Consider the following 24,847-nt stretch of genomic DNA (forward strand, 5'->3'; position numbering starts at 1 on the left):
ATCCCGGGACGCATCACCGGGCGTACTCCGGCGTCCCGTGGGTACCACCGACTTCACCATCTGTTCGGCGACTTTCCGCACTGCTTCGGCTACGCATGGATAGGCTCTCCGGGCAGGGACTGGGCGGGAGTTCCGGGAGGTCGCGCGTGTCGAGCGTCATAGCGGTCACAGCGGACGACCTCGCGCTCCCTCTGGAGCGGCACGTGACGGTGACCGCCGCGGCCCTGGAGGCCCACGGCCACCTCGTCCTCCTCGTCCCGCCGGAGCCCACCGACCCGTTGCGCCGCCGCGTCCACACCGTGCGCGCGGCCCTGGAGGCCGACCGGGTGGCGATCGTGCCGATCGACCTGCCGCCGCTGGCCGCCCAGCTGCTGGCGGAGCAGCTGCGCCAGCTCGCCGCCACCGACCTCGGGCCCGGAGTGCTCGCCGGCGCCGCCCGGCTGCTGTCGCACTACCTCCACTCCGGCGCGCTGCTCGGCTCGGTCTCCCGGCTCGACCGGGTGGACGTCCCCGTCGGCGCCCACCTGAAGTCCCTCGTGCCCGGGCGGCACTTCGCCGTCCTCGCGCACCCCGAACCGCGCCTGTCCGAGGCGCGGCCGGACGCAGTGCCGCCCGGGCCGGCGTTCCTCACCCAGCTCGCCGTGGCGCACGGCCAGGGCGTGGACGCCGGCTGGGTCACCGGGCCGCTGGCCCGCGCGTGGCGGAGCCAGCAGGTGCGCGAGGTGCCGCTGCCGGCGGACTCCGCGCGCTGGTGGGGCACCGGTCGGCTGGTCGAGTTCACCGCCTACATCGCCGACGTCGGCGTGCTGTACCAACTGGTCACCTCCGTCCGCCGGGACACCTGCGGCTGGTGCGGCCTGGCGGTCATCGGCGACCGCTGCCTGTTCTGCTCGGCCGCCCTGGACGGGCGGCAGCGCGTCCCGCCCCCCGAGCGCCCGCGCCAGGTGGTGCACTCCGGTCCCCGCGCGCCCGCACCGCCCGGGGCGTCGCCCGCCCCGCAGGTGTCCCCCCACCAGCCCCCGGAACTTGAGCGATAGGGCCCCACCTCATGAACTCCCGTCAGCGCCGCGGCGTTGTGCTCCTCATGGTCTCCGCGCTGTGCGCGCTCGCCGCCTTCGCCGGGGTCGTCACCGTCATCGGGGACGCCCGCTCCCAGGTCGGGCCGAAGGTGACCGCCTACCGGCTGGCCGAGGACGTACCCGCGTACGAGGCCGTCGGCCGCGCCCAGCTGCAGCAGGTCCGCATCCCCGAGCGCTGGCTGCCCGCCACCGCCGTCCGCGACGTCGGGCAGCTGGCCGGGAAGATAGCCGCCGTCCCGCTGCGCCGCGGTTCCCTGCTGCAGACGGACATGGTCGCCGAGCGGCCCGCGCTGCGGGCCGGGGAGATGGAGATCGCGATCATGATCGACGCGGAGACCGGCGTCGCCGGGAAGATCACCCCCGGGGCGAGGGTCAACATCTTCGCCACCTTCGCACCCCGCAAGGACACCGAACCCGAGGTCTCCAAGATCATCGTCGCGGGCGCCCGGGTCATCGACGTCGGCGAGATCAAGGCCTTCGACAGCGGCGGTGACAACCGCCGCGGCACCGGCCAGGGCGTCCCCATCACCTTCGCCCTCGGCGCGGCCGACGCGCAGCGGGTGGCCTTCGCCGAGTCCTTCGCCCGGCACGTGCGCCTCGCCCTGGTCGCCCCGGGCGACACCACCGCCCCCTCGCAACGGGACCGCACCTACACCCTCGGCCGCGACGGAGCCGCCTCGTGACCGGCGTACGCATCCTGTCGGGGACCCCCGACCCCGACACGGCCCGCGCCCTGACCGGGGTCCTGCACCAGCTGCCGGGAGCCGAACCCGGGCCCGCGCTGCCGGACTCCACCACGCTGCTGGACGTCCTCGCGCGAGCCGCCGAGACCGGGGTCGACGAACTGCCCGAGGTCGTCGTCGTCCACGACCGCATCACACCGGTCCCCGCGCTCGAGGTCGTCCGCGAGATCGCGCTGCGCTTTCCCGCGGTCGGCGTCATCCTGCTCACCGCGGACCCCAGCCCGGCCGTGCTGTCCGGCGCCATGGACGCCGGGGCGCGCGGCGTCGCCGGGCTGCCGCTGTCGTACGACGAACTCGGCGCCCGCGTCGAGGCGGCCGCCGCCTGGGCGGCCGGCGTACGGCGCCACCTCAGCCCCCGGCAGCCCGCGCTGCCCGCCGTGGCCGGCGGCAGGATGATCGCCGTGGCCGGGGCGAAGGGCGGGGTCGGCACCACCGTCGTCGCCGTCCAGCTCGCCCTCGCCGCGCAGGCCGCCGGCAAGTCCACCGCCCTGGTCGACCTCGACCTCCAGGGCGGCGACGTCGCCTCCTATCTCGACGTCCAGTTTCGCCGCTCCGTCGCCGACCTCGCGGACATCACCGACGTGACCACCCGCGTGCTGCAGGACGCCATGTACGTCCACGAGTCCGGGCCCGCGCTGCTGCTGGCGCCCGGCGAGGGCGAACGCGGCGAGGAGGTCACCGACCGCGCCGCCCGGCACGTGCTGCACGCCCTGCGGCAGCGGTACGAGGTCGTGGTCGTCGACTGCGGCACCCAGATGACCGGCGCCAACGCGGTCGCCGTCGAGACCGCGGACACCGCGCTGCTGGTCACCACGCCCGACGTGGTCGCCGTGCGCGCCGCCAAGCGCATGGTGCGCATGTGGGACCGGCTGCAGATCCGCAAACCCCAGGACGTCGTCGCCGCGGTCAACCGGCACACCCGCGGCAGCGAGATCCAGCCCTCGCTGATCGCCCGCATCACCGGCACCCGGGTCGCGTCCGCCGTGGTCCCCGCCGCCTTCCGGGAACTGCAGGCGGTGGTCGACGCCGGACGGCTCCAGGACCTCGACAACCGCTCCACCGTCAAGCAGGGCGTGTGGACGCTCGCCGCCGAGATCGGCGTCACCGGGCCGCCCGGACCCGCCGCGGCGCCCCGCCGGGGCCGTCGCGGCCGCGGGGACCAGGGCCAGGTCACGCTGGAGACCCTCGGCATGACACCGCTGATCCTGCTGGTGCTCGTCCTGGTGTGGCAGGCGGTGCTGACCGGGTACACCTTCACGCTCGCCGGCCACGCCGCCGACCGGGCCGCCCGCGCGGCGGCGGTGGGGGAGGACGCCCAGGCGGCTGCGGCCGACGACCTGCCGGGTGCCTGGCGGATCGAGGACTTCGGCACCACGCGCGCCGACGGCATGGCCGGGGTCACCGTGGGCCTGAAGGTCCCGGTCCTCTTCCCGGGTGCGATCGACTTCCCGCTCACCGTCCACGGCCACGCCTCGGCCGTCGACGAAGAGGCGGTCGCACCGTGACGGCCCGTACCCGTTCCCGTACCCGCCCCCGGCGCCCCCGCGACCGCGGCAGCGCCTCCCTGGAGTTCCTGGGGATGCTGCCGATCCTGCTGCTGGTCGCCCTCGCCGGCGTGCAGCTGGGCCTCGCCGCCTACACCGCGGCCCAGGCCGGCACGGCCGCCCGCGCCGCCGCGCGCATGGCGGCGCTGCACGACCCTCCCGTGAGCGGCTCCGTGGCGGGCACGGAGGCGGTGAGCTCCTGGCTGCAGGACGGCACGCGGATCGCCACCACCGGCGACACGGGGGACTCGGTGCGCGCGACAGCGACCGTGGAGATCCCGTCGGTGCTCCCGGGCCTGAGCCCGGGCTCCGTCACCCGGACCGCCACCATGCCCAGGGAGGACGACGAGGGGACCGACGGATGAGCCTGCGCGACCGCATCACCGCGAACGAGGACACCGCCCCGCGGACCCAGGAGGGCCACCTCGTCGCCGTCTACCGGGCCAAGCTCCTCCAGGAGATCGACCTCGCCGAGATGTCGGCGCTCGCCGCCGCCGAGCGCCGGGTGCGCCTGGAACGCGTCCTCGGCCACATCATCAGCCGCGAGGGCCCGGTGCTCTCCACCAAGGAGCGCACCGGCATCATCCGCCGGGTCGTGGACGAGGCCCTGGGCCTGGGCATCCTCGAACCGCTGCTGGAGGACGCCTCCATCACCGAGATCATGGTCAACGGACCGGACCGCATCTACGTCGAGCGCGCCGGCCGGGTGGAGCCGGTCGCCGCCCGCTTCAGCAGCCCCGAGCAGCTGCTGCAGACCATCGAGCGGATCGTGTCGACCGTCAACCGCCGGGTGGACGAGTCGAACCCGATGGTGGACGCCCGCCTGCCCTCCGGCGAACGCGTCAACGTCATCATCCCGCCGCTGTCGCTGACCGGCCCCGTCCTGACCATCCGCCGCTTCCCCCGCGCCTACGCCCTGCACGAGCTCATCGGCCTCGGCACCCTCGACGAGCACATGCTGATGCTGCTCTCCGCCTTCGTACGGGCCAAGTTCAACATCATCGTCAGCGGCGGCACCGGCTCCGGCAAGACCACCCTGCTCAACGCGCTGTCCGGGCTCATCCCGGACGGGGAGCGCATCATCACCGTCGAGGACGCCGCCGAACTCCAGCTCCAGCAGGAGCACGTCGTACGCCTGGAGAGCCGGCCGCCCAACGTCGAGGGACAGGGCCGGATCACCATCCGCGACCTCGTGCGGAACTCGCTGCGCATGCGCCCCGACCGGATCATCGTCGGCGAGGTCCGCGGCGGCGAGACCCTCGACATGCTGCAGGCCATGTCGACCGGCCACGACGGCTCGCTGGCCACCGTGCACGCCAACTCCGCCGAGGACGCGGTGCTCAGGCTGCAGACCCTGGCGTCGATGTCGGAGGTGAAGATCCCCTTCGAGGCGCTGCGCGACCAGATCAACAGCGCCGTCGACGTCATCGTCCAACTGCGCCGCGACGCGGACGGCACCCGCAGGATCGCCGAGATCGCCGTGCTGTCCTCACGCGGCCGCGACACCTTCCGGCTGACGACCGCGACCCGCTTCCGCGCCGAGCCGATGGGCCCCGACCGGATCGTACGGGGCTGGTTCCACCACCAGCCCGTGCCGCGGGAACTGGCCGAGCGCGTCCATCTGGCGGGGGAGTCCGTGCCCGCGGCGTTCGGCATCGGCGAGACCGAGCTGGACCTGGCGAGCAGGGAGGCCAAGTGAACCCGCAGGCCATCGCCCTGGCCGTGCTCGGCGTCACCGGCCTCGCCCTGGTCCTGGCCGTCTGGGGCCTGCACGCCTGGAGCGGCGGACGGGCCGAGCGCGCGGCCCTCGTCGACCGGCTGGCCGACGTCCCCGCGGCGGAACGGCGCGCCGTCCCCTTCGCCGCCCTGGACCGCCGGGTACGGCGCACCGCCTGGGGCCGCCGGCTGGCCGCCCGGCTCGCCGCCACCGGCACCGACCTGACGCCCGGCCAGTTCACGGCCGCCGCCCTCGGGGTGGTCGGCGGCGCCTGGCTGGTCGCCGACATCGTGCTGGCCCCCTTCTTCGGACCCATCGCCGCACTCCTGGCGGCCTGGGCGGTCAGCTCCTTCCTCGGCTGGCGGCGGCGGGTGCGCACCGAGCGCTTCATCGCCCAGCTGCCCGAACTCGCCCGCGTCCTGGCCAACGCCACCCAGGCCGGACTCGCCCTGCGCACCGCCGTCGGCATGGCGGCCGAGGAACTGGAGGCCCCGGCCGGAGAGGAACTGCGCAAGGTCGCCGACGCCATGACCATCGGGCACTCCATCGAGGACGCCCTGGCCGAACTGCAGGAACGCCTGCCCAGCCGGGAACTGGTGGTGCTGGTCTCCACCCTCGTCCTGTCGTCCCGGGCCGGCGGCTCGGTGGTGGAGTCGCTGCGCAACCTCACGGTGACCCTGGAGGAGCGCAAGGAGACCCGGCGCGAGATCCGCACCCAGATGTCCCAGGTCACGGTCACCGCGTACGCCGTCCCCGTCATCGGCGTCGGCTCGCTGCTGCTGCTCGACCGGATCATGCCGGGCTCACTCGGCGCGATGACCGGCTCCGCGGCCGGACGGATCGCCGTGCTCGTGGCGCTGGGCCTGTACATCCTCGGCTTCGCGCTCATCCGCCGGATGTCGCGGATCGACGTATGAGGGGGGACCGTTGATCACCATCGTGCTGGCCGCCGTCGCCGCCCTCGGGGTGGTGGGCGTCTGCTACGGCATCGGCGTCTACCGCAGCGAGGTCAAGCTGCCCAGCGACCTCCAACTCGCCCTGGAGGTCGGGCGGACCCGCACCACCCGGGTCGGCAACGCCGTCGACCGCCTCGGGATGCGCTGGGCGCCCCTGGTGCTGCGCCTCATGGGCCCCGCCCGGGTCAACCGGGTCCGCGCCCGCATCGACCACGCGGGCCACCCCCACGGCCTCACCGTCGACCGCTACGCCGCCCGGCGCGCCGTCTACGGCGCCCTCGGCGGCCTCGCGGCCCTGGTGCTCCTGCAGGCGGGCCACTGGTTCGCCGCCCTCCTGATGGTCGCCTACGGCCTGGGCTGGACCGACCTCGGCATCTGGCTCGCAGTCCGCAGGCGCCGCGACGAGATCGAGCGCACCCTCCCGGACTTCCTCGACGTCCTCGCGGTGGTGGTGAGCGCCGGCCTCGGCTTCCGCCAGGCCCTCGAGCGCGTCGCCTCCGTCTACAAGGGCCCCTGGAGCGACGAGGTCCGCATCGCGCTGCGCCAGATGGACGTCGGCGTCAGCCGCCGGGACGCCTTCGACGAGCTGCGCAGGCGCAACGGCAGCGAGCAGGTGGGGCAGTTCGTCACCGCGCTGCAGCAGGGCGAGGAACTGGGCGCGCCCATCGCCCGCACGCTGCTCCAGATCGCCACGGACATGCGGCGCACCGAGGCCCAGAACGCGCGCCGCCGCGCGGCCCGCACCGTCCCGCGCGCGACCGGTGTGGTCACCACGCTCCTCGTCCCGGCCACGATGATCCTGCTGATGACGGGCACGATCCTCGGCTCGCGCATCAACTTCGGCGAGTTGCTGGGGTGACGGGGGTGGAGAGGCGGAGGGCTCTGGAGGCATGCCCGGTGCCGGCGATGGGTAGGGACCGGAGCCGCCATTGGGGGTGCGGAGCCCTGGGGCGCGCTGTACATTTGCAGTCGCAACCGCATTTGCACCTGCAATCAGGCTTGTATCGCGGCGGGTTGACCCGATGGGAGGCGGTGCGCCGTGGACCTCACCGGCACAGCGCCCACCCGCGGCGATAGCCAGACCCCGGCCGACGCAAGGCGCGCGGCCGGCGCACGTCACGTGACTACGGTTGGGGGCACGGAAGATGAGCAGGTGGGTTGTGAAGCGTCTGACCGCGCTGCGGGTGCGCGTCCGCGCGGGTCTGCGCGGGACGCCGCGCGGCGACTCGGGGCAGACGTCGTTCGAGTACCTGGGCATCGCGGTGGTGATCGCGGTCATCATCGGGGTGTTGGCGGGGACGACGAGCATCGGTCAGGCCGTACTGGACGGGATTCTCGGCAAGATCGCGGACATCGTCGGCGCAGGCTGAGGGGGGAGACCGGTGGCGACGCGGGACAGACTCTCGGCATTTACATCGTGGCGGTGGGTGCCCTGTTCTTCCTGGCTTTCGCGTTCTTCGCGGTCGGACAGGCCTCATCGGTGAGGAACACGGCACAGACCGCGGCCGACGCCACAGCCCTCGCGGCCGCGCGAGAGGTTCGCGACAGCGTCAGGGAGCCATTCCTTGACGCACTGGAGGCAGGAGACCTGGAGCGGCTGGCGGACTTGCTGGCCCTGAACGAGATGACAACCGACGGTGCCTGCGCTGCGGCCGCCGACTACGCGGGGCAGAACAAGGCAGTCGTCGACGTGTGCGACGTGGGCGGTCCGGGCGCCGCCACGGTGGCCCTTCACACCTCCGGCACCGTCGGCAAGTCCGTCGTTCCTGGTACTGAATCCATGCACGCGAGTGCCGCTGCGACCGCGATCGTCGAGAGTCGCTGCATCGTGGATGACAAAGACGGCGACGCGATCACGTTCATCTGCGATGGAGACCGGCTCACCGTGGACCCGACGGCCGGTGACTTCGCCCTGAACTTGGCGGAGTTCTACTCCGTCTATCTCAGCGAGTGAGTAACGGGGGACCGATGCGTATCCAGAAGCAGGGCCCGGCCGCGATCGTCGCCGCCATGGTCCTTGCCGTGGCACTTACCGGGTGCGGCGGCGGTGACGGCAAGGCCGCGGGCACGCCGTCCGCGAAGACGAGTGCGCCAGGCGGTTCGGACAGGTCGAGTGCCGCGCCTTCGGACGAGCCGAGCCAAGTCCTCGCACAGATGAAGGGTGAGAAGGGCATCACGGTCACCCTGAACGAAGCCACGCGTGACTCGGGTGGATTTGTCACTGTCAAGGGATCGCTCACCAACAACGGGGACTCGCCGTTCAACGCCACCTATTGGACAGGTCAGGAGACCGCGGTGCAGCGCTCCGGACCCTCCGTCGCCGGTGCCGTCCTTGTCGACTCGGTCGGCAAGAAGCGCTACTACGTGCTCCGGGACACCGAAGGCAAGTGCCTGTGCACGATGGGCCTGACGCTGATCAAGCCGGGTGAGACCCGCCCCCTCTTCGCCCAATTCCCGGCACCGCCGGAATCCACCACCGAGGTGGAGTTCCAACTGCCGACGATGCCCCCCGCCAAGATCACGATCGCGGAGGGGTGAGCCATGCAGGGTCCCCGCCCCCGTCCCCGTCCGCGTTCTCGTCCGCATCCGCACGGCCGTCCCGGCGCCGCGTGCGTGCTCGGTCTCGCGCTCGTGCTGACGCCGCTCAACGCCGCGACCGCGCGGGCTGACGACGATCCGACGGCGCAGCCCACTCCGTCCGCGCCCGTGAAGGTGGACGCCGACGACCCGGACCTGCGGCTGCCCGAGGGGGCGACGCTGGCGCCCCCCAAGGTGCTGGACATCGTCTCGGTGACGGACGCGTCGTCCTCCGAGAACGCCTCCGCCGACGACGGCGAGGAGCGGCACGAGGAGTCGAACTCCTCCGTCACCTACGCGCTCCAGGCCGACGTCCTGTTCGGCAAGGACAGCGCCAGGCTGAACGCGGCGGCCACCGCGCGGATCAAGGCGATCGCTGCTGACATTGACGCCAAGGGCGTCACGCAGCCGATCCGCGTCTTCGGCTTCACGGACGACCTCGGTTCGTACGAGCACGGCAAGGTGCTGTCCAAGAAGCGGGCCGACGCCGTCTACAAGGTCCTCGCGGAGGAGCTCGGTTCGCTGGGCGGTTCAGCCCACTCGTTCCAGGTGCGCGGCTACAGCGAGGACTACCCGATCGCGGACAACTCCACCGAGGCGGGCCGCAAGCAGAACCGCCGCGTGGAGATCACGTTCCGGCCGTAGTGACGCCGTCGGCCGGCGGCTTCGCGGAGGCCGTCGGCGTAGCCGAGGGCCCAGTGCGCTCCGTGACGGAGCGCATGCGGTCCGCAAGTGGCGCCTATGGGTAAACCGCACTGTTCCCTGCCATTCGGGCTAATCGCCCATCGAACGTGCAATTTCTTCGAGAGAACCTTCACATCTCCCTCATGACCTTGGACCGGGAGAGCGGTTCCGGCGCGGTACCTTGGAAACCCCCCCTCGGGCCGGTCCGCTCCCCCCCCTGCGGACCGGCCCGTCTTTTCTCCCCGCCCCGGTGCCGGACGGTCCCCGGAGCCTGCCGGACGGGCAGGACGCGCGCAGGACGCCGCAGCCCTCAGGCATCCCTCTCCACGGTCACCGCCCTGCCCGGCAGCAGGCCCCAGGCCGCCATCGCGCCCGCCTCCGCCTCCAGCACATGACGGGCCCGCAGCCGCGGGCGGCCGAGGCGTCCCCGAGGCATGGTGCGGACGGCGAGCACCCGCAGCCGGCGGTCGAGATAGGCGACGTCGATGGCGAAGCGCATGCCCAGGGTGTGCACGCTCGCGGCGGGGGTGAGCAACAGCGCCCCGGTGATCCCGGTACGGCCCAGCAGCCCCCGGGTGCGGGCCCGGTAGGAGGCGGCGATCTCCAGCGGTATCCCCGAGGCGCCCGGCCGCCCCCCGCCGCGGCCGTTCCCGTCCCCGCTGCCGCTCCCGGTGAGGCGCAGCAGTCCCGTCCCGTCACGCCGGAGGTCATTCATGCGGCCACGTCCCCTTGCCTGCAGCGTCCGTGTACGGTCGGCCCGATGCATGTCTATCCGATCGCCGCGGCCGTCGTGTGGGGAACCGTCGCGGGGCTCGCCCTGCCCCGTCCGGCGTACCGGCTGTCCGTCGCGCCCGAGCGGCCCTGGCGGAGCGGGTGTCCGGCGGGACTTCCCTACCCGCGGGGGTGGCGCGGCTGGTGGGGGCCGGTGCGCAACGCCGGTCACCCGGCCGCCGGGTGGCGCTGCGCACTGGTCACCGCCGGGCTCTGCGCCGCCGTGGCCGCCGGCACCGGTCCGCGGCCCGAGCTGACGGTGTGGCTGCTGCTCGTCCCGCTCGCGGTGCTGCTCGCCCGGGTCGACCTGACGGTGCTGCGGCTGCCGGACGTGCTGACGCTGCCGGCCGCCGCGGGGACGGCGGCGCTGCTGGGGGCGGTTTCGCTGCTCCCGGGCCACCAGGGCTCCTGGCCCAGGTCGTTGCTGGGGGCGGGCGCGCTGGGGCTGTTCTTCCTCGCGCTGCACCTGGTGAACCCGGACGGCATGGCCTTCGGCGACGTCAAACTCGCCCCCACCGCGGGACTGGTGCTCGCCTGGTACGGGTGGCGGACGCTCGCCGTCGGGGCCTTCGCGGCCTTCGCGCTGGGCGCGGTCGCGGGTCTGGTGCTGATGGCGGCCGGCCGCGCCGGGCGCCGTACGCCGCTGCCCTTCGGGCCGTTCATCCTGGCCGGCGCCCTGGCCGGACCGCTGCTGCCGTCCTGACCAGGGCGCCCGCCGTGTCACGCGTCGCTGCTGCGGGTCCAGAGGTTGACTCCGGACTCGAGGGCGAACTCGTCGATCTCGGCGAGCTCCTCGGCCGTCAGCGGGGCGGCGCCCACCGCCGCGACGTTGGCCTCCAGCTGGGCGACGCTCGACGCCCCGATGAGCGCGGAGGTGACCCGCCTGTCGCGCAGCACCCAGCTCAGCGCGAGCTGCGCGAGCGACTGGCCGCGCCGGGCGGCGATGTCGTTGAGGCCGCGCAACCGCCGGACGACCTCGTCGGTGATCAGGGTGGGGTCGAGGGACTTGCCCTGGGAGGCCCGCGAACCCTCCGGGATGCCGTTCAGGTACTTGTCCGTCAGCAGCCCCTGCGCCAGCGGGACGAACGGGATGCAGCCCATGCCCTCCTCGTCGAGGACGTCCAGCAGCCCGTCGTCCTCGACCCAGCGGTTGATCATGGAGTACGAGGGCTGGTGGATCAGCGCCGGCACGCCCATCTGGCGCAGCAGGCCGGCGGCCTCCCGGGTGCGCTGGGCGCTGTAGGAGGAGATGCCGACGTAGAGCGCCTTGCCCTGCTGGACGGCGGACGCGAGGGCGCCCATCGTCTCCTCCAGCGGGGTGTCGGGGTCGAAGCGGTGGGAGTAGAAGATGTCGACGTAGTCCAGGCCCATCCGCTGCAGGGACTGGTCGAGCGAGGAGAGCAGGTACTTGCGGCTGCCCCACTCGCCGTACGGGCCGGGCCACATGTCGTAGCCCGCCTTGGTGGAGATGACCAGCTCGTCGCGGTAGGGCCGGAAGTCCTCGGCCAGGATGGTCCCGAAGTTGCGCTCGGCGGAGCCGTAGGGCGGGCCGTAGTTGTTGGCCAGGTCGAAGTGGGTGACGCCGAGGTCGAAGGCGCGGCGCAGGATGGCCCGCTGCGAGTCGAGGGTGCGGTCGTCACCGAAGTTGTGCCAGAGGCCGAGGGAGATCTCGGGGAGCTTCAGGCCGCTGCGGCCGGTGCGGCGGTACGCCATCGCGTCGTAGCGCTCGTCGGCTGCGCGGTAGAGAGAACGAATATCCACGGAAGCGGTCCTATCACGACGCTGGTCCACGGCCTCGCACCCGGTTCGGCGGCCTTGACGGGGGCGCAGTAGGGTGGCGAGGGGGTGACGACCGCAGGAGGGGCTCGGCAATGAATCTGCGCGACCTGGTACGTCTCAGGTTGACCGACCTGTACGCCCGCCGTGTGGAGCGCCGGCTGGACCGGTCTCAGGCCCCGAAGCACATCGGCGTCATCCTCGACGGCAACCGCCGGTGGGCCAAGGCGGCCGCGCGCACCACCGAGCAGGGCCACCGGGCCGGTGCGGACAAGATCACCGAGGTCCTGGGCTGGTGCGAGGAGACCGGCGTCGAGGTGGTCACCCTGTGGCTGCTGTCCACCGACAACCTGGACCGCCCGGCGGAGGAACTCGTCCCGCTGCTCGGCATCATCGAGGACGCGGTCAGCGGCCTCGCGGCGACCGGTCGGTGGCGCGTCCACCACGTGGGGGCGAAGGACCTGCTGCCCGCCCGCACCCAGACCGTCCTCAAGGAGGCCGAGCAGGCAACGGCGGGCGTCGAGGGCATACTCGTCAACGTGGCCGTGGGGTACGGCGGCCGCCAGGAGATCGCCGACGCGGTCCGCTCGCTGCTCCACGAGCACGCCGGGCGCGGCACCTCCATCGAGGACCTCGCGGAGATCCTCGACATCGACCACATCGCGGAGCACCTCTACACCAGGGGCCAGCCCGACCCCGATCTCGTCATCCGCACCTCCGGCGAGCAGCGCCTGTCGGGTTTCATGCTCTGGCAGAGCGCGCATTCGGAGTACTACTTCTGCGAGGTGTTCTGGCCGGCGTTCCGCCGGGTGGACTTCCTGCGGGCGTTGCGTGACTACGCGGCGCGGCACCGGCGCTACGGGACCTGAGAACCGGGTCGCCCTGCTTCACCCGGATGGCGGTATCGGAGGAGACGCGCCACACCGGGGACGCGGCGAACGCCGGAAGTCGCGGGGCCGGATGACGGCCCGGTGGAGAGCGGGAGAACGCCCGGCGACGGGGCGGCAGGGCCAAAGTCCCGGCCAACACCTGTCATATGCAGTCGCATAGGCCTCCTCTTTCGAGGGAATAGACCCGTCAGACCGGCATCCGGCCCACGGATGCCGGACAGAAGCGGACGGCACCTGGTCCGTCCGCCCGGGAGGCCCTTTGCTCACGGACGTGCCGTTGTCAGCCTTCGACCCGGACGGCATCGACCGCGTCGACTCGGAGGGTCGCGGTCCGGCCCTCTCGGTCGGTCCCGGCCCTGTCCCGCGCGACGCCGTCGCACCCGCGCCTCTTCCGAGGGGGTTCGTCCACACGTGGTGACCAGCAAGAATCGCCGTGAGCACGACCGGCGCACCTATGTACTCGACACCAGCGTGCTGCTTGCCGACCCGCATGCCCTCCTCCGCTTCGACGAGCACGAGGTGGTCCTGCCCGTCGTCGTGGTGACCGAGCTGGAAGCCAAACGCCACCACCCCGAGCTCGGCTACTTCGCCCGCCAGGCGTTGCGGCTGCTCGACGAGTACCGGATCCGGTACGGGCGGCTGGACGCACCGATCCCGATCGGCGAGCTGGGAGGCACCCTGCGCGTCGAGCTGAACCATTCCGATCCGGGCGTGCTGCCCGCGGGGTTCCGGCTCGGCGACAACGACTCGCGGATCCTCGCGGTGGCCCGGAACCTCCAGGCCGAGGGCTACGACGTCACCGTCGTCTCCAAGGACCTGCCGCTGCGGGTCAAGGCCTCCTCCGTCGGGCTGCTGGCCGAGGAGTACCGGGCCGAACTGGCGATCACCTCCGGCTGGACGGGCATGCACGAGCTGCAGGTCGCGGCCCAGGAGGTGGACGAGCTCTTCCAGTCGGAGACGGTCGAGCTGGCCGAGGCCGTCGGGCTTCCGGTGCACACCGGCCTGGTCCTGCAGTCCGATCGCGGCAAGGCGCTCGGCCGCGTGACGGCCGACGGCCGGGTCCGGCTGGTGCGCGGCGACCGGGAGGCCTTCGGCATCCACGGGCGCAGCGCCGAGCAGCGGATCGCGCTGGACCTGCTGCTCGACCCGGACGTCGGCATCGTGTCGATGGGCGGCCGGGCCGGCACCGGCAAGTCGGCGCTCGCGCTGTGCGCCGGCCTGGAGGCGGTGCTGGAACGTCAGCAGCACCAGAAGGTGATGGTGTTCCGGCCGCTGTACGCCGTGGGAGGTCAGGACCTCGGCTACCTGCCGGGCACCGAGGCGGAGAAGATGAGCCCGTGGGCCCAGGCGGTCTTCGACACCCTGGGCGCGGTGACGTCGAAGGAGGTCATCGATGAGGTGGTGGCGCGCGGCATGCTGGAGGTCCTGCCCCTCACGCACATCCGCGGCCGCTCCCTGCACGACGCCTTCGTGATCGTCGACGAGGCGCAGTCCCTGGAGCGCAACGTCCTGCTGACCGTGTTGTCCCGTATCGGGCAGAATTCCCGAGTTGTTCTGACGCATGACGTCGCCCAACGCGACAACCTGAGGGTGGGTCGGTACGACGGCGTGGTCGCCGTCGTCGAGAAGCTCAAGGGCCATCCGCTGTTCGCGCACATCACCCTGAACCGTTCCGAGCGCTCGCCGATCGCCGCGCTCGTGACGGAGATGCTGGAGGACGGCCGGGCCTAACCCGGAAGACCACACGGTGTGTTGGGCTGCTGCGCCGCAAGGGCGCAGCAGCCTAGCGCTGTCTGGGGGAGCCGCGGATACGAAACGGCAAAATGTGCGGCGCGTGCGGCGTGTGAGCTTTGACACGCAACGGGAGATTGCGTTCACGCGTCTGCCTACGGCAGGCTGTCGGTTCTGTCAGGCCCCGCCCCCGGCACCCCCCGTACCCCCAACGTGCGGAACCTCAGAACTGAACAGCGTCGCCGTGGGCCGCCCGAGTTTCAACAGCGGACTCCCGCCTTTCCGGGGGAGCTCCACCGGGCCAGTGCTCTGTGACCGGTGCAGTAGGAGCCAGCGAGAAGGGGCACGATCGCGTCCGCGAGGTCACCCAGCGGGCGACGCTGGAAGGAAACCGTGTGAGCCGGATCTCGGTCCGGGGATTCGCGGTGGCTTCGGCCACTGCGGTCACCACTGTGGGCGCCGTCGTCGGTGTCGCCTCCGGCAGCGAAGGGGCCGTGCAGCCCGTCGCCGCCGCCGATGCGACCACCGTCCTCGCGGACATTCCCGCTGGGCAGCAGGTCCAGCAGGCTTCCCTGACGCAGCAGGTGCAGGCGCAGTCCGACGCCGCCGACGCCAGCGCGAAGAAGGCCGCGCAGGAGGCCGCCCGCAAGCAGGCCGCCAAGGACGCCGCCGCCCGCAAGAAGGCGGAGGAGAAGGCGGCGGAGAAGGCCGAGGCCGCCCGCAAGGCCGAGGAGGCGTCGCGCGCAGCCAAGCGCGCCGCGCTGGTCGTGAAGGCCTCGTACACGGTCGCCGAAGTCCAGGCCATGGCCCAGGGGCTCATAGGGAACGCGACGCAGTACCAGTGCTTCTCGAACATCGTCACCCGTGAGAGCGGCTGGAACTACACCGCGACGAACGCGTCCTCCGGCGCCTACGGCCTCGTCCAGGCACTGCCCGGTTCCAAGATGGCCTCCGCGGGCGCCGACTGGCGCACCAACCCCGGCACCCAGATCAAATGGGGCCTCAACTACATGAACAGCCGGTACGGCAGCCCCTGCGGCGCCTGGTCCTTCTGGCAGGCCAACCACTGGTACTAGGCCATTCGTCACGAATCGCCGACGAGCCCCCGCCCTCTTGAGGGACGGGGGCTCGTTGCGCGTACCGTGGTGAGGACGGATGACCGGGGGGCGGGGGGACAGGGGACGTGATGTCGGAGAAGCGCCCATGGGGCAGCGGGCTGGCGGCCGAGCTGGCCAAGCTCGCGGGAAGGCTGGAGGAACAGCGCCGGGCCGCGGCCGAGAGCGCCCGCGAGGAGGCCCGCCGCCAGGAGGAGGAGCAACGCGCGCGCCGGCACGCGCCGCGTCCGTCGGGCCCGGGCGACCCGGTCGCCCAGGTGCCGTGGAGCATGCGGGTCGCGGCCGAACTCGGCTGGCGGCTGCTGGTGCTGGCCGGCACCGTCTGGGTGCTGATGCGGGTGATCGGCACCATACAGCTGGTCGTCCTGGCCTTCGTCGCCGCGCTCCTGATCACCGCGCTGCTGCAGCCCTTCGTGGGCCGGCTGAAGCGGATGGGGGTGCCGCGCGGCCTCGCCACGGCCATCGTCTTCATCGGCGGCTTCGTGATGATGGGCCTGGTCGGCTGGTTCGTGGTCTGGCAGGTCATGGAGAACATCGACAACCTCTCCACCAGCCTGCAGGACGGCATCGCCGAGCTGAAGCGCTGGCTGCTCAACAGCCCGTTCCATGTGACCGACGACCAGATCAACCAGATCGCCAAGAACCTCCAGGAGGCGATCGGCACCAACTCCAAGGCGCTGACCGACGCCGGGCTGCAGGGCGTCACCGTCGTCGTGGAGATGCTCACCGGCATCCTGCTGGCCATGTTCAGCACGCTGTTCCTGCTCTACGACGGCCGGAACATCTGGAACTGGTTCCTGAAGCTCTTCCCCGTGGCAGCCCGCGACGGGCTCGGCGGCGCGGGCCCGAGGGCGTGGCGCACGCTCACCCTCTACGTGCGCGGCACGGTGATAGTGGCCCTGATCGACGCCATCTTCATCGGCATCGGCATCTTCTTCCTCGGGGTGCCGATGGCCGTTCCGCTGGCCGTCATCATCTTCCTGGCGGCGTTCGTGCCGCTGGTGGGCGCGGTCGCCTCGGGCGCCATCGCCATGGTGGTGGCGCTGGTGACGGAGGGGCCGTTCACCGCGCTGATGGTGCTGGCGGTGGTCCTGCTGGTGCAGCAGATCGAGGGCCACATCCTGCAGCCGTTCATCCTGGGCCGCGCGGTGCGGGTGCACCCGCTCGGGGTGATCCTGGCGGTGGCGGCCGGTTCGCTCGTCGCCGGGATCGGCGGCGCGGTCGTCTCCGTACCGCTGGTGGCCGTGACCAACACCGTCGTCGGCTATCTGCGGGCCCACGCCCGGGAGTCGGCGATGGCCGACGAGCCCGCCCCGCACGGCTCGACGGTCGCCGAGGTGGCGCCGGTCGGCGCGGCCGGGCTTCCCGACGCCACCCCGGGGGAGCCCGTCTGACCGCCCGTTACCCCGGCCCTCGGGGGCCGGGGTACGAGGCCGCTCGAGGCTGCGTCGGTACGGTTCGCCCGCCGACGGCCGCGGCCCGGTGGCCGCGGCCGTCCCCGGTCACTCCGTCCGCAGGCCGTCCGGGCGCATCATCCGCCACAGCGGCGGCATGGCCAGCAGGGTCACCAGCAGGACGACCCCCGCGGCGATGCCGCTCATCGTGGCGATGCTGCCCCAGGCGAGGTGCAGCGGCTCGCCGACCATTTTCAGCAGGGCGGCGCCCAGCCCGGCGCCGCCGAGGACGGCCAGGGCCATACCGAGCGCGACCGGGAGCGCGGTCTGCCACAGCACGGACAGTCCGAGCACCGAGCGCCGCGTGCCGAAGGCGACCAGGACCGCCAGCAGCTTCCTGCGCTCGCGCAGCTGCTCCAGCATCGACACCAGCAGGCTCGCGCCGATCAGGGCCAGGGTGGCGGCAGCGCCGACGAGCAGACCGCGCCGGATGTTGACGAACTTCGAGTTCTCCGTCGTCGACTCGAGCGGGAAGACGTTGGCCGACGGATCGAGGCGCGCCGTGGTGTTGCGGATCTGCTCGAACGCGTCCGGCGTGTGCGGGTCCGTCCGGAGCATGACCTTCACCCCCGGGGCGTGCAGCGATGCCGCGTCCAGGGCCGCGGGGGTGGCCAGGACCCCCGACTCGTAGTCTCCGTCCGGCGCGATGATCGAGGTCACCTTGCGGGCGCCGGCCGGCACGGTCCACAGACGAGGCGTGCCGGTGTAGTGCTCCCCCCGCGGCACGTTGAGGTCGATCGGGCGACCGGGCCGCACGAACGTGTCGGCGTCGCCGACGGCATGCGGGTCGTCGGCGAGGAACACGTCGCCGTCCGCGCAGCCGTCACGGAGGTCCACCAGCTCGCGCAGGGTGGCGCAGTCGGCCACCACGACCGGCACGAAGCGCAGGTCGGCCGTCGACTTCCTGGTGGAGGAGTCCGCCGGCACGGCGTCCGAGGAGAGGATGGTGAGCGCGTCCCGCACGCCCGGGGTGGCGGCGAACGCCTGCTCGACCCGGTGGCCCTCGGCTCCGCTCGCGATGCTCACGCTGGCGACCATCTGCGCCCGGTCCGGATCCTTGCCGGAGTCCGTGACGAACTGGCTCTGCACGCCGGAGAAAAGGGTCTGCAGGGCGATCGCCCCGGCCACCGCGGCCGTCACGCCGCTGACCATGCGGGCTGAGGCACTGCTGTGGAGCTGGATCCGGCGGGTGGCCAGCTGCCACGCCACAGGGCCGCCGCGGAGCCGGCCGACGGCCGACTCGACCACCCAGGGCAGCAGGGCGGTGAGCCCCACGAGCAGCAGGACCACGCCGGCGGTCACCTGGTACGCGTTGACCTCGGCCTCGGTGCTGATCGCGCCGAACAGCGGCGCGAGAAGCGCGAGGCCGGCCAGCGGGATCAGCAGCCGCCACCAAAGGCGACGCGGTCGGGCCGTGGCGTTGCGTACGACGCCGAGTGGCTCGATGGCGATGCCGCGCATGGCCAGCAGGGTGACCGCGACCGCCGCCGCCGGCACCGCCAGGGCCACGAGCAGGGCGAAACCGAGGCTCGGGGTGATGTCGGAGGGGTAGACGCTGATGTCGTACAGCGTCACGTCGGTTGCGAACTGCCGGGCGCCCAGGAACAGCGCGGCACCGACGGCGAGTCCGAGCAGCGAGCCGAACAGCGCCTCTCCGGCCGCGACCCTCCGGGTCATCCGGCTGTCCGCGCCGACCAGCCGCAGTGCGGCCAGCCGCCGGTCGCGGCGTTCGCCGCCGAAGCGGACGGCGCTGCCGATGAAGACGCCCACCGGGAGCAGCAGCACCACGAAGATGATGATCACCAGCAGGGAGAGCACGCCCCCGAGCGGTTCCGGCTTGGCGGCGCCGCGTCCGAAGTACGGGATGCGGGTGGCGTTGCCCGTCGCGCCGTCGGCGGACCGCGCGACGAGCTTGTCGCTGCCCGCGTAGTACGCCATCTCGGCGGGGCCGACCAGGCCCTGGTCGCCGATGAGGCCGATGATCCGGTAGTGCAGGCGTTCGCGCAGCAGCTTGCTGCCGGGCTGGTCGAGCAGTTTCTTCAGGGCGGGGGAGACGACCATCTCGCCGGGGGCGGGCATCTTCGCGACACCGGGCGGCAGCGCGGGCCGGTCGCCGTCGGCCTTGAGGAGCACGCCCCGGATCTCGTCGTCGCGGAAGGCGGTGTCGGCCGGCGCGAACAGCACGGTGCTCGCGCTCACCTTGGGCGGCGCGTTGAACCAGGAGTAGTCCCGCTCGTAGCCGCGGTCGGTGCGGGCGCCCAGCATGGCCGGGACGGAGGCGGCCACCAGCAGCAGTGCCACGCCGAGGCCGACGCCGACGGTGGTCAGCGCGGTGCGGGTCCAGCCCTCGCGGCCGCCGGTGGCGGCGAAGCGGAAGCCCAGGCTCACGTCGCGGACCCAGCCGGACAGCGTGCCGCCCCGGGTGGCGGTTCCGGAACTCATGCCGTCCTCTCGAGGTGGCGGGACTTGCCGTCGCGGACGACGATCTCGCGGTCGGAGTAGGCGGCGACGCGTGCTTCGTGGGTGACGAGGACGACGGCGGCGTCGGTGTCGCGGGCGGCGTCGGTGAGCATGTGCATCACGCGTTCGCCGTTGAGGGAGTCGAGGGCGCCGGTGGGTTCGTCGGCGAAGACGACGCGGGGGCCGGTGACCAGTGCGCGGGCGACGGCGACGCGTTGGCCCTGGCCGCCGGAGATCTCGCCGGGGCGTTTGGCGGCGAGGTCCTCGACCTGGAGGCGGGCCAGCCATTCGGCTGCGCGGTTTTCGGCATCCTTGCGGCGGGTGCCGTTCAGCCGCAGCGGCAGGGCGACGTTCTCGACGCAGGTGAGCTCGGGGACGAGCTGGCCGAACTGGAAGACGAAGCCGAAGTCGCCGCGGCGCAGTTCGCTGCGTTCGGCGTCGCTCATGGCGGTCAGGTCGCGGCCGCGGTAGAGCACCTGGCCGGAGTCGGGGCGGACGATGCCGGCCAGGCAGTGCAGCAGGGTGGACTTGCCGGAGCCGGAGGGTCCCATGATGGCGACGACCTCCCCGGCGCGTATGGCGAAGTCGGCGCCGTCGAGGGCGGGGGTGGGGCCGTACGCCTTGTGCAGGCCGACGGCTTCCATCAGGTTCTCCGGGGTGCTCATTCGGCTACCTCCGCCGCGAGTCGGTCGAGGCGGGCGGCGGTGAGTTCCAGCCACCGCAGGTCCGCTTCGAGGTGGAACAGGGCGTGGTCGCAGATGAGCTGGTCCGCGAAGTCGCCGTGCCGTTTGCGTTCGGTCAGGTCCCGCATCAGCCGCAGGTGCTCGGACCGCTGGGTGTCGAGCAGGTCGGCGGCGCTGCGCCCGGTGAGCAGGGCGAGGACGACCTTGGTGTAGAGGGTGTTCTGCAGGTAGGGCTCGGGCTTCTCCGGCTGCCCGAGCCATTTCTCGACGTCGGTGATCCCGGCTTCGGTGATCGCGTACCGCTTGCGATCGGGGCCGCCGCCGGCCTCGATGCCGTCGATCTCGACCAGGCCGTGCTTCAGCAGCCGGGCCATCGTCGAGTAGACCTGGCCGTAGTGCAGCGGGCGGTCGTGGCCGAATCTGTCGTCGAAGGCCCGCTTCAAGTCGTATCCGTGGCGCGGGCCTGACTCCAGCAGTCCCAGCAAGGTGTGGCCGATGCTCATGGCAGGGAACTCTACACGGCACGTATACATGCAGCGTATAGATCATGGAAGTGGTGACGGGACCGTGACAGAACCCCGGCCTGAGCTGGGATCTTTCTCATCCGGGCGCGATGCAGCCCCGGGGCACGGACGGACATCACGTGCACCGGGGCTGCGGCTGTGGGGAGGCGCGGCCTACCGGCCGTTGACGTTGGCGGCGATGCGGTCGCCGACCTCCTTGTCGATGGCGCGCCAGTACTCCACCGCGCGGGCCAGGACGGGGGCGCTGACCCCGTTCCTGAGGTGGCCCGACACATTGGAGACCAGCCGGTCGCGGGCGGCGTCGTCCAGGACCTGGCGGACCATCGTCCCGGCCTGGCCGAAGTCGTCGTCCTCGCGGTGCAGCTTGTACGGCTCGTGCACCATGTTCCCCGCCACCTCCCAGCCGGCCGGGTCGCCGAAGCGCCGGATGTCGGCCTCGGGCCCGCCGAAGGAGTTCGGCGCGTACGGCGCGGCCGTGCGCGACGGCTCGTAGCGCATCGGCCCGTCCTTGGCGTACGAGCGCACCTCGGTGTGGGCCCGGTTCGGCGGCAGCTGCGCGTAGTTGGGACCGATCCGGTAGCGGTGGGTGTCGGCGTACGAGAAGAGCCGGCCGAGGAGCATCTTGTCCGGGGAGGGGCCGATGCCGGGCACCATGTTGCTGGGCTCGAAGGCGGCCTGCTCGATGTGGATGAAGTAGTCCTCGGGGTTCTTGTCCAAGGTCATCCGGCCGACCTCGATCAGCGGGTAGTCGCCGTGCGGCCACACCTTGGTGAGGTCGAAGGGGTTGAACCGGTAGTCGGCCGCGTCGTCGAACGGCATGATCTGCATGTACAGCGTCCACGAGGGGTGGTCCCCGCGCTCGATGGCCTGGTACAGGTCACGGCGGTGCAGATCGCCGTCGGCGCCCGCGTAATGGTCGGCCTCCTCCTGGGTGAGGAAGTCGATCCCCTGGTCGGTCTTGAAGTGGTACTTGACCCAGAACCGCTCGCCGCCGCCGTTGACCCACATGTACGTGTGCGAGCTGTAGCCGTTCATGTGGCGGTACGACTTGGGTACGCCGCGGTCGCCCATCAGCCAGGTGACCATGTGGGCCGACTCCGGGGACAGCGTCCAGAAGTCCCACTGCATGTTGTTGTCGCGCAGCGAGCTGTCACGGCGGCGCTTCTGGCTGCGGATGAAGTCCTGGAACTTCATCGGGTCGCGTACGAAGAAGATCGGCGTGTTGTTGCCGACCATGTCGTAGTTGCCGTACTCGGTGTAGAACTTCAGCGCGAACCCGCGCGGGTCGCGCCAGGTGTCGGGGCTGCCCAGCTCTCCGGCGACCGTCGAGAAGCGGGCCAGCATCTGCGTGCGGCGTCCCGGCTGGAAGAGGTCGGCCTTGGTGAACTGGCTGACGTCGTTGGTCACCTCGAAGAAGCCGTAGGCGCCCGATCCCTTGGCGTGCACCACGCGTTCCGGGACCCGCTCGCGGTTGAACTGCGCCATCTTCTCGATCAGGTAGTGGTCCTGGAGGAGGATGGGGCCGTCCGAGCCCACCGTGAGCGAGTGAGCGTCGCTCTCCACCGGGATACCGGCGTTGTTGGTGGTGTAGGGAGTGCTCATGTCGTGGTGTCCTCCCGTCGATCTTCGGAAGAGTCCGTCGGGGGCTCCTGGTCGCTAACGACCACACAAACACTGAATCACCGGCTCGGCACGCCGGAAAACGGCATCACGCCATGTATCTGGACAATGTCCAGAAATGAAACGTGTATGGAGACGGTGAGCTCACCGGTCGTGACCCTCCGGAATGCCCATCTCGAACCAGACGACCTTTCCGGCGCTCAGCCGGGTCGCCCCCCAGCGCTGCGCCATCCGGTTGACGAGGTAGAGCCCGCGCCCGTCCTCGTCCTGCGGCTGGGCGTGGCGCATCCGCGGCAGCGTCGGGGCGTCGTCGCCCACCTCGCAGCGCAGCACGTCGGTGCGCAGCAGCCGCAGCGTGATGGGGCGCTCGGCGTACCGCACCGCATTGGTGACCACCTCGCTGACCAGCAGCTCCGCCGCCTCGGCCAGCGGCTGCAGCTTCCAGCGGCCGAGCGCCTGGCGCACCAGCCGCCGGGCCCGGCCGGCCGTCTGCGCCCGCGGCTCCAGGAACCAGTAGGCGACGTCGCGCGGCGCGATGCCGTCGAAGCGGGCGGCCAGAAGCGCGATGTCGTCGTCCCGGTCGCCCGGCCCGACGATCTCCAGTACCTCGTCGCACAGCGGATCGAGCGGCGGCGGGCAGATGGCCGCCGCCGCCGAGTGCAGCCGCTCACGCAGCATCTCGATGCCGCCCCACACGTCACGGGTGCGGGACTCCACCAGCCCGTCGGTGTAGAGCAGCAGCGTCGCCCCGGCCGGGGCGGGCAGCTCCACGGCCTCGAAGGGCACGCCGCCCACGCCGATCGGCGCGCCCGGCGGCACGCGCAGCACCTCGGCCACGCCGTCGGCGTGCAGCAGCACCGGCGGGGGATGGCCCGCGTTGGCGATGGTGACCCGGTGCGCTATGGGGTCGTAGACCGCGTAGATGCAGGTGGCCATGCGGTCCTGGCCGAGCCGCTGGGCCTGCTCGTCCAGGTGGTACAGCACCTCCTGCGGGGACAGGTCCAGGCCCGCCAGGGTCTGCACGGTGGTCCGCAGCTGCCCCATGATCGCCGCCGAGGTCATGGAGTGGCCCATGACGTCGCCGACCACCAGCGCCACCCGGCTGCCCGGCAGCGGGATCGCGTCGTACCAGTCGCCGCCGACCCGGGCCGACTGGGCGGCCGGAAGGTAGCGGCTGGCCAGCCGCACCCCGGTGGGCTCGGGCAGGGAGTCCGGCAGCATCTCGCGCTGCAGGGAGTCGGCGATGGACGCCTCGCGGTCGTAGAGCAGGGCCTTGTCCACGCCGAGCGCGGTGTGGGTGGCCAGCTGCGCCGCGATCAGCAGGTCGTCCGGTTCGAACGGGGCGCGCTCGGGACGGCGCAGCAGCACCGTCGCGCCGATCACCCGGCGGCGGCCGCGCAGCGGCGCCAGGATCGCCCGCCGCCCGGTGGGAAGCTCCAGCGTCTCGCCGGACTCGCCGTCGCCGAGGCCTCCGACGAGCTCACGGAGGGCCGCCGTGGACTGCGCGGTGTCGGAGAACACCGGACGCACTCCGCGCAGCACCTCGGCCAGCCGCCCGTCCATGGGGACGCGCACGACCTCGGCGGCCGAGCCGTAGGCGCCCTCCGTGGCGGGGACGACCGGCATGAGCAGGCCCCCCACCGGCTCCGGGGCGTCCTCGTCCGGCACCCGGTCGGCGCGCCGCAGCCGCAGCACGAGCGGACCGGAGGGGATCTCGTCGCCCACCGGCAGCGGATCGCGCAGGTAGACCAGGATCGCGTCGGCGAAGACGGGCACCGCGGACCGGCACAGGCCCAGCACGATCTCGTCCAGGTCGAGGCCGCGGGCGATGCGGCGGGTGGCGGCGCCGACGTAGCGCAGCCGCTCGGTGTCCGCCGCTCCCGCCCGCCCGCGGCTCTGCGGGCCGATCTTCTTCGGCGGCGGACCCCCGGCGGTGTCCTCGTCGACGGGGTGGCCGCCGACCTGGCCTCCGCGGCCGCTCTGCCGGCCCGCCGGCCTGGAGGAGGGCAGCGCCGTGTCGGGGGTGCGCTGCCGGGCCCGCGGCTCCCCGCCCTGTGGCGCGGGGCCGGGGACGCCCGGCAGGCCCGGGGTCCCGCCGTCCGCGGTGGACCGGCGGCCGGGTTCCACGGGGGCGGCCATGGCGGTGGCCGCCCGACGGTCGCGGCTCGCGGAGCCGTTCCAGGACACGCCGCCGTCCGGGGCGCCGCCCGCGGCTGCGGCCATGCGCTGCCGTACCGTCCGCCGTCCGCCGTCACCGCCCGCGCGGGCGGCCGTCAGCTGTCCGCCGGCGACGATCCCCTCGCCGGCGACCACCCGGGCGGCCTGACGGTCCCGCACCTCGGAGGGCTGCCGCGCGGCACGTCCGCCGCGCGCCCGCCGGCCGCCGCCTCGGGGTTTGGCGGGCGCCGGCGCGGCGGAGCCGGGCTTGGCGGAGCCGGGCTTGGCGGAGCCGGGCTTGGCGGACGCGGGGACCTGCGCGGAGGCGTCGGCAGGGCTCTGACGCTGCGTCGGCGGGGGGGGGGG

General features: G+C 72.5%; 23 protein-coding genes. 16 read left to right on the top strand and 7 right to left on the bottom strand.

Going from position 1 to position 24,847, the window contains the following annotated elements; translation table 11 throughout:
- The first annotated feature begins 146 nt into the window (after positions 1 to 146).
- The 11 genes from ACRWND_RS22155 to ACRWND_RS22205 all read left to right on the top strand — a co-directional run bounded on the left by ACRWND_RS22155 (position 147) and on the right by ACRWND_RS22205 (position 9,261).
- The gene (locus tag ACRWND_RS22155) at positions 147 to 1,037 is read left to right on the top strand and encodes a hypothetical protein (RefSeq protein WP_431952065.1); all 891 of its coding nucleotides are present in this window, start codon (positions 147 to 149) and stop codon (positions 1,035 to 1,037) included.
- An 11-nt stretch (positions 1,038 to 1,048) separates the two neighbouring features.
- Entirely contained in the window at positions 1,049 to 1,762 is a 714-nt protein-coding gene (gene cpaB / locus ACRWND_RS22160) for a Flp pilus assembly protein CpaB (protein ID WP_431952067.1), read from the top strand.
- On the top strand, positions 1,759 to 3,327 hold the full coding sequence (locus ACRWND_RS22165; RefSeq protein WP_431952069.1) for an AAA family ATPase: 1,569 nt from the start codon (positions 1,759 to 1,761) through the stop codon (positions 3,325 to 3,327). The genes cpaB and ACRWND_RS22165 overlap by 4 nt, the downstream gene beginning before the upstream one ends.
- Positions 3,324 to 3,731 carry a TadE/TadG family type IV pilus assembly protein gene (locus tag ACRWND_RS22170; protein WP_431952071.1) on the top strand — a complete coding sequence of 136 codons (408 nt, stop codon included), beginning with the start codon at positions 3,324 to 3,326 and terminating at the stop codon, positions 3,729 to 3,731. Before ACRWND_RS22165 ends, ACRWND_RS22170 begins: the two co-directional genes overlap by 4 nt.
- Entirely contained in the window at positions 3,728 to 5,065 is a 1,338-nt protein-coding gene (locus ACRWND_RS22175; RefSeq protein ID WP_431952073.1) for a CpaF family protein, read from the top strand. The genes ACRWND_RS22170 and ACRWND_RS22175 overlap by 4 nt, the downstream gene beginning before the upstream one ends.
- Positions 5,062 to 6,000, top strand: coding sequence for a type II secretion system F family protein (locus ACRWND_RS22180; protein WP_431952075.1), 939 nt, complete (start codon positions 5,062 to 5,064; stop codon positions 5,998 to 6,000). Before ACRWND_RS22175 ends, ACRWND_RS22180 begins: the two co-directional genes overlap by 4 nt.
- Before the next feature lie 13 nt (positions 6,001 to 6,013).
- Positions 6,014 to 6,898: a DUF5936 domain-containing protein gene (locus ACRWND_RS22185; RefSeq protein ID WP_431952105.1), complete on the top strand. Its 885-nt coding sequence runs from the start codon at positions 6,014 to 6,016 to the stop codon at positions 6,896 to 6,898.
- Between the two features lie 301 nt (positions 6,899 to 7,199).
- Positions 7,200 to 7,409 carry a hypothetical protein gene (locus tag ACRWND_RS22190; protein ID WP_431952077.1) on the top strand — a complete coding sequence of 70 codons (210 nt, stop codon included), beginning with the start codon at positions 7,200 to 7,202 and terminating at the stop codon, positions 7,407 to 7,409.
- Positions 7,406 to 7,993 carry a pilus assembly protein TadG-related protein gene (locus tag ACRWND_RS22195; RefSeq protein WP_431952107.1) on the top strand — a complete coding sequence of 196 codons (588 nt, stop codon included), beginning with the start codon at positions 7,406 to 7,408 and terminating at the stop codon, positions 7,991 to 7,993. The genes ACRWND_RS22190 and ACRWND_RS22195 overlap by 4 nt, the downstream gene beginning before the upstream one ends.
- A gap of 14 nt (positions 7,994 to 8,007) precedes the next feature.
- Positions 8,008 to 8,577 (top strand): hypothetical protein, encoded by a 570-nt coding sequence (locus tag ACRWND_RS22200; protein WP_431952079.1) that lies wholly within the window; start codon positions 8,008 to 8,010, stop codon positions 8,575 to 8,577.
- Between the two features lie 3 nt (positions 8,578 to 8,580).
- Positions 8,581 to 9,261, top strand: coding sequence for an OmpA family protein (locus tag ACRWND_RS22205; RefSeq protein WP_431952081.1), 681 nt, complete (start codon positions 8,581 to 8,583; stop codon positions 9,259 to 9,261).
- Positions 9,262 to 9,610: 349 nt separating this feature from the next.
- On the opposite strand, the gene ACRWND_RS22210 is transcribed toward ACRWND_RS22205, so the two are convergent.
- Complete coding sequence (locus ACRWND_RS22210; protein ID WP_431952083.1) at positions 9,611 to 10,015, bottom strand: DUF192 domain-containing protein; 405 nt, start codon at positions 10,013 to 10,015, stop codon at positions 9,611 to 9,613.
- A 45-nt stretch (positions 10,016 to 10,060) separates the two neighbouring features.
- Here ACRWND_RS22210 and ACRWND_RS22215 point away from each other — a divergent pair, with 45 nt between their 5' ends.
- Positions 10,061 to 10,774, top strand: a complete 714-nt coding sequence (locus ACRWND_RS22215) for a prepilin peptidase (protein WP_431952085.1) — start codon at positions 10,061 to 10,063, stop codon at positions 10,772 to 10,774.
- Positions 10,775 to 10,791: 17 nt separating this feature from the next.
- Here ACRWND_RS22215 and mgrA read toward each other — a convergent pair whose 3' ends face one another.
- The gene (gene mgrA / locus ACRWND_RS22220) at positions 10,792 to 11,832 is read right to left on the bottom strand and encodes an L-glyceraldehyde 3-phosphate reductase (protein ID WP_431952087.1); all 1,041 of its coding nucleotides are present in this window, start codon (positions 11,830 to 11,832) and stop codon (positions 10,792 to 10,794) included.
- A gap of 110 nt (positions 11,833 to 11,942) precedes the next feature.
- Between mgrA and ACRWND_RS22225 the strand changes: the two genes are divergently transcribed.
- From ACRWND_RS22225 to ACRWND_RS22240, 4 genes are all read left to right on the top strand, one after another.
- Positions 11,943 to 12,716, top strand: a complete 774-nt coding sequence (locus ACRWND_RS22225; RefSeq protein WP_431952089.1) for an isoprenyl transferase — start codon at positions 11,943 to 11,945, stop codon at positions 12,714 to 12,716.
- A gap of 432 nt (positions 12,717 to 13,148) precedes the next feature.
- Positions 13,149 to 14,468, top strand: a complete 1,320-nt coding sequence (locus tag ACRWND_RS22230) for a PhoH family protein (protein ID WP_431952091.1) — start codon at positions 13,149 to 13,151, stop codon at positions 14,466 to 14,468.
- A gap of 395 nt (positions 14,469 to 14,863) precedes the next feature.
- Positions 14,864 to 15,544: a transglycosylase SLT domain-containing protein gene (locus ACRWND_RS22235; RefSeq protein ID WP_431952093.1), complete on the top strand. Its 681-nt coding sequence runs from the start codon at positions 14,864 to 14,866 to the stop codon at positions 15,542 to 15,544.
- A gap of 110 nt (positions 15,545 to 15,654) precedes the next feature.
- Positions 15,655 to 16,977 (top strand): AI-2E family transporter, encoded by a 1,323-nt coding sequence (locus tag ACRWND_RS22240; RefSeq protein WP_431952095.1) that lies wholly within the window; start codon positions 15,655 to 15,657, stop codon positions 16,975 to 16,977.
- A gap of 108 nt (positions 16,978 to 17,085) precedes the next feature.
- Here the strand turns inward: ACRWND_RS22240 and ACRWND_RS22245 are convergent, their stop codons facing one another.
- From ACRWND_RS22245 to ACRWND_RS22265, 5 genes are all read right to left on the bottom strand, one after another.
- Complete coding sequence (locus ACRWND_RS22245; protein ID WP_431952097.1) at positions 17,086 to 19,479, bottom strand: FtsX-like permease family protein; 2,394 nt, start codon at positions 19,477 to 19,479, stop codon at positions 17,086 to 17,088.
- A complete protein-coding gene (locus tag ACRWND_RS22250) occupies positions 19,476 to 20,162 on the bottom strand; it encodes an ABC transporter ATP-binding protein (protein WP_431952099.1) in 687 nt (228 codons plus the stop codon). The genes ACRWND_RS22245 and ACRWND_RS22250 overlap by 4 nt, the downstream gene beginning before the upstream one ends.
- A complete protein-coding gene (locus ACRWND_RS22255) occupies positions 20,159 to 20,683 on the bottom strand; it encodes a PadR family transcriptional regulator (RefSeq protein ID WP_431952101.1) in 525 nt (174 codons plus the stop codon). Before ACRWND_RS22255 ends, ACRWND_RS22250 begins: the two co-directional genes overlap by 4 nt.
- A 174-nt stretch (positions 20,684 to 20,857) precedes the next feature.
- The gene (locus ACRWND_RS22260) at positions 20,858 to 22,306 is read right to left on the bottom strand and encodes a catalase (protein WP_431952103.1); all 1,449 of its coding nucleotides are present in this window, start codon (positions 22,304 to 22,306) and stop codon (positions 20,858 to 20,860) included.
- A 162-nt stretch (positions 22,307 to 22,468) separates the two neighbouring features.
- On the bottom strand, positions 22,469 to 24,463 hold the full coding sequence (locus ACRWND_RS22265; protein ID WP_431952109.1) for a SpoIIE family protein phosphatase: 1,995 nt from the start codon (positions 24,461 to 24,463) through the stop codon (positions 22,469 to 22,471).
- Positions 24,464 to 24,847: the final 384 nt, after the last annotated feature.

The sequence above is a fragment of the Actinacidiphila sp. bgisy167 genome, assembly GCF_965342175.1.
GTDB lineage: Bacteria > Actinomycetota > Actinomycetes > Streptomycetales > Streptomycetaceae > Actinacidiphila.

Bases quoted from the DNA above. Each gene is read 5' to 3' on its own strand.
- cpaB (WP_431952067.1), top strand. From the start codon at position 1,049: ATGAACTCCCGTCAGCGCCGCGGCGTTGTGCTCCTCATGGTCTCCGCG.
- ACRWND_RS22175 (WP_431952073.1), top strand. From the start codon at position 3,728: ATGAGCCTGCGCGACCGCATCACCGCGAACGAGGACACCGCCCCGCGG.
- ACRWND_RS22200 (WP_431952079.1), top strand. From the start codon at position 8,008: ATGCGTATCCAGAAGCAGGGCCCGGCCGCGATCGTCGCCGCCATGGTC.
- ACRWND_RS22205 (WP_431952081.1), top strand. From the start codon at position 8,581: ATGCAGGGTCCCCGCCCCCGTCCCCGTCCGCGTTCTCGTCCGCATCCG.
- ACRWND_RS22210 (WP_431952083.1), bottom strand. From the start codon at position 10,015: ATGAATGACCTCCGGCGTGACGGGACGGGACTGCTGCGCCTCACCGGG.
- ACRWND_RS22215 (WP_431952085.1), top strand. From the start codon at position 10,061: ATGCATGTCTATCCGATCGCCGCGGCCGTCGTGTGGGGAACCGTCGCG.
- ACRWND_RS22225 (WP_431952089.1), top strand. From the start codon at position 11,943: ATGAATCTGCGCGACCTGGTACGTCTCAGGTTGACCGACCTGTACGCC.
- ACRWND_RS22240 (WP_431952095.1), top strand. From the start codon at position 15,655: ATGTCGGAGAAGCGCCCATGGGGCAGCGGGCTGGCGGCCGAGCTGGCC.
- ACRWND_RS22245 (WP_431952097.1), bottom strand. From the start codon at position 19,479: ATGAGTTCCGGAACCGCCACCCGGGGCGGCACGCTGTCCGGCTGGGTC.
- ACRWND_RS22250 (WP_431952099.1), bottom strand. From the start codon at position 20,162: ATGAGCACCCCGGAGAACCTGATGGAAGCCGTCGGCCTGCACAAGGCG.
- ACRWND_RS22255 (WP_431952101.1), bottom strand. From the start codon at position 20,683: ATGAGCATCGGCCACACCTTGCTGGGACTGCTGGAGTCAGGCCCGCGC.
- ACRWND_RS22260 (WP_431952103.1), bottom strand. From the start codon at position 22,306: ATGAGCACTCCCTACACCACCAACAACGCCGGTATCCCGGTGGAGAGC.
- ACRWND_RS22265 (WP_431952109.1), bottom strand. From the start codon at position 24,463: ATGGCCGCCCCCGTGGAACCCGGCCGCCGGTCCACCGCGGACGGCGGG.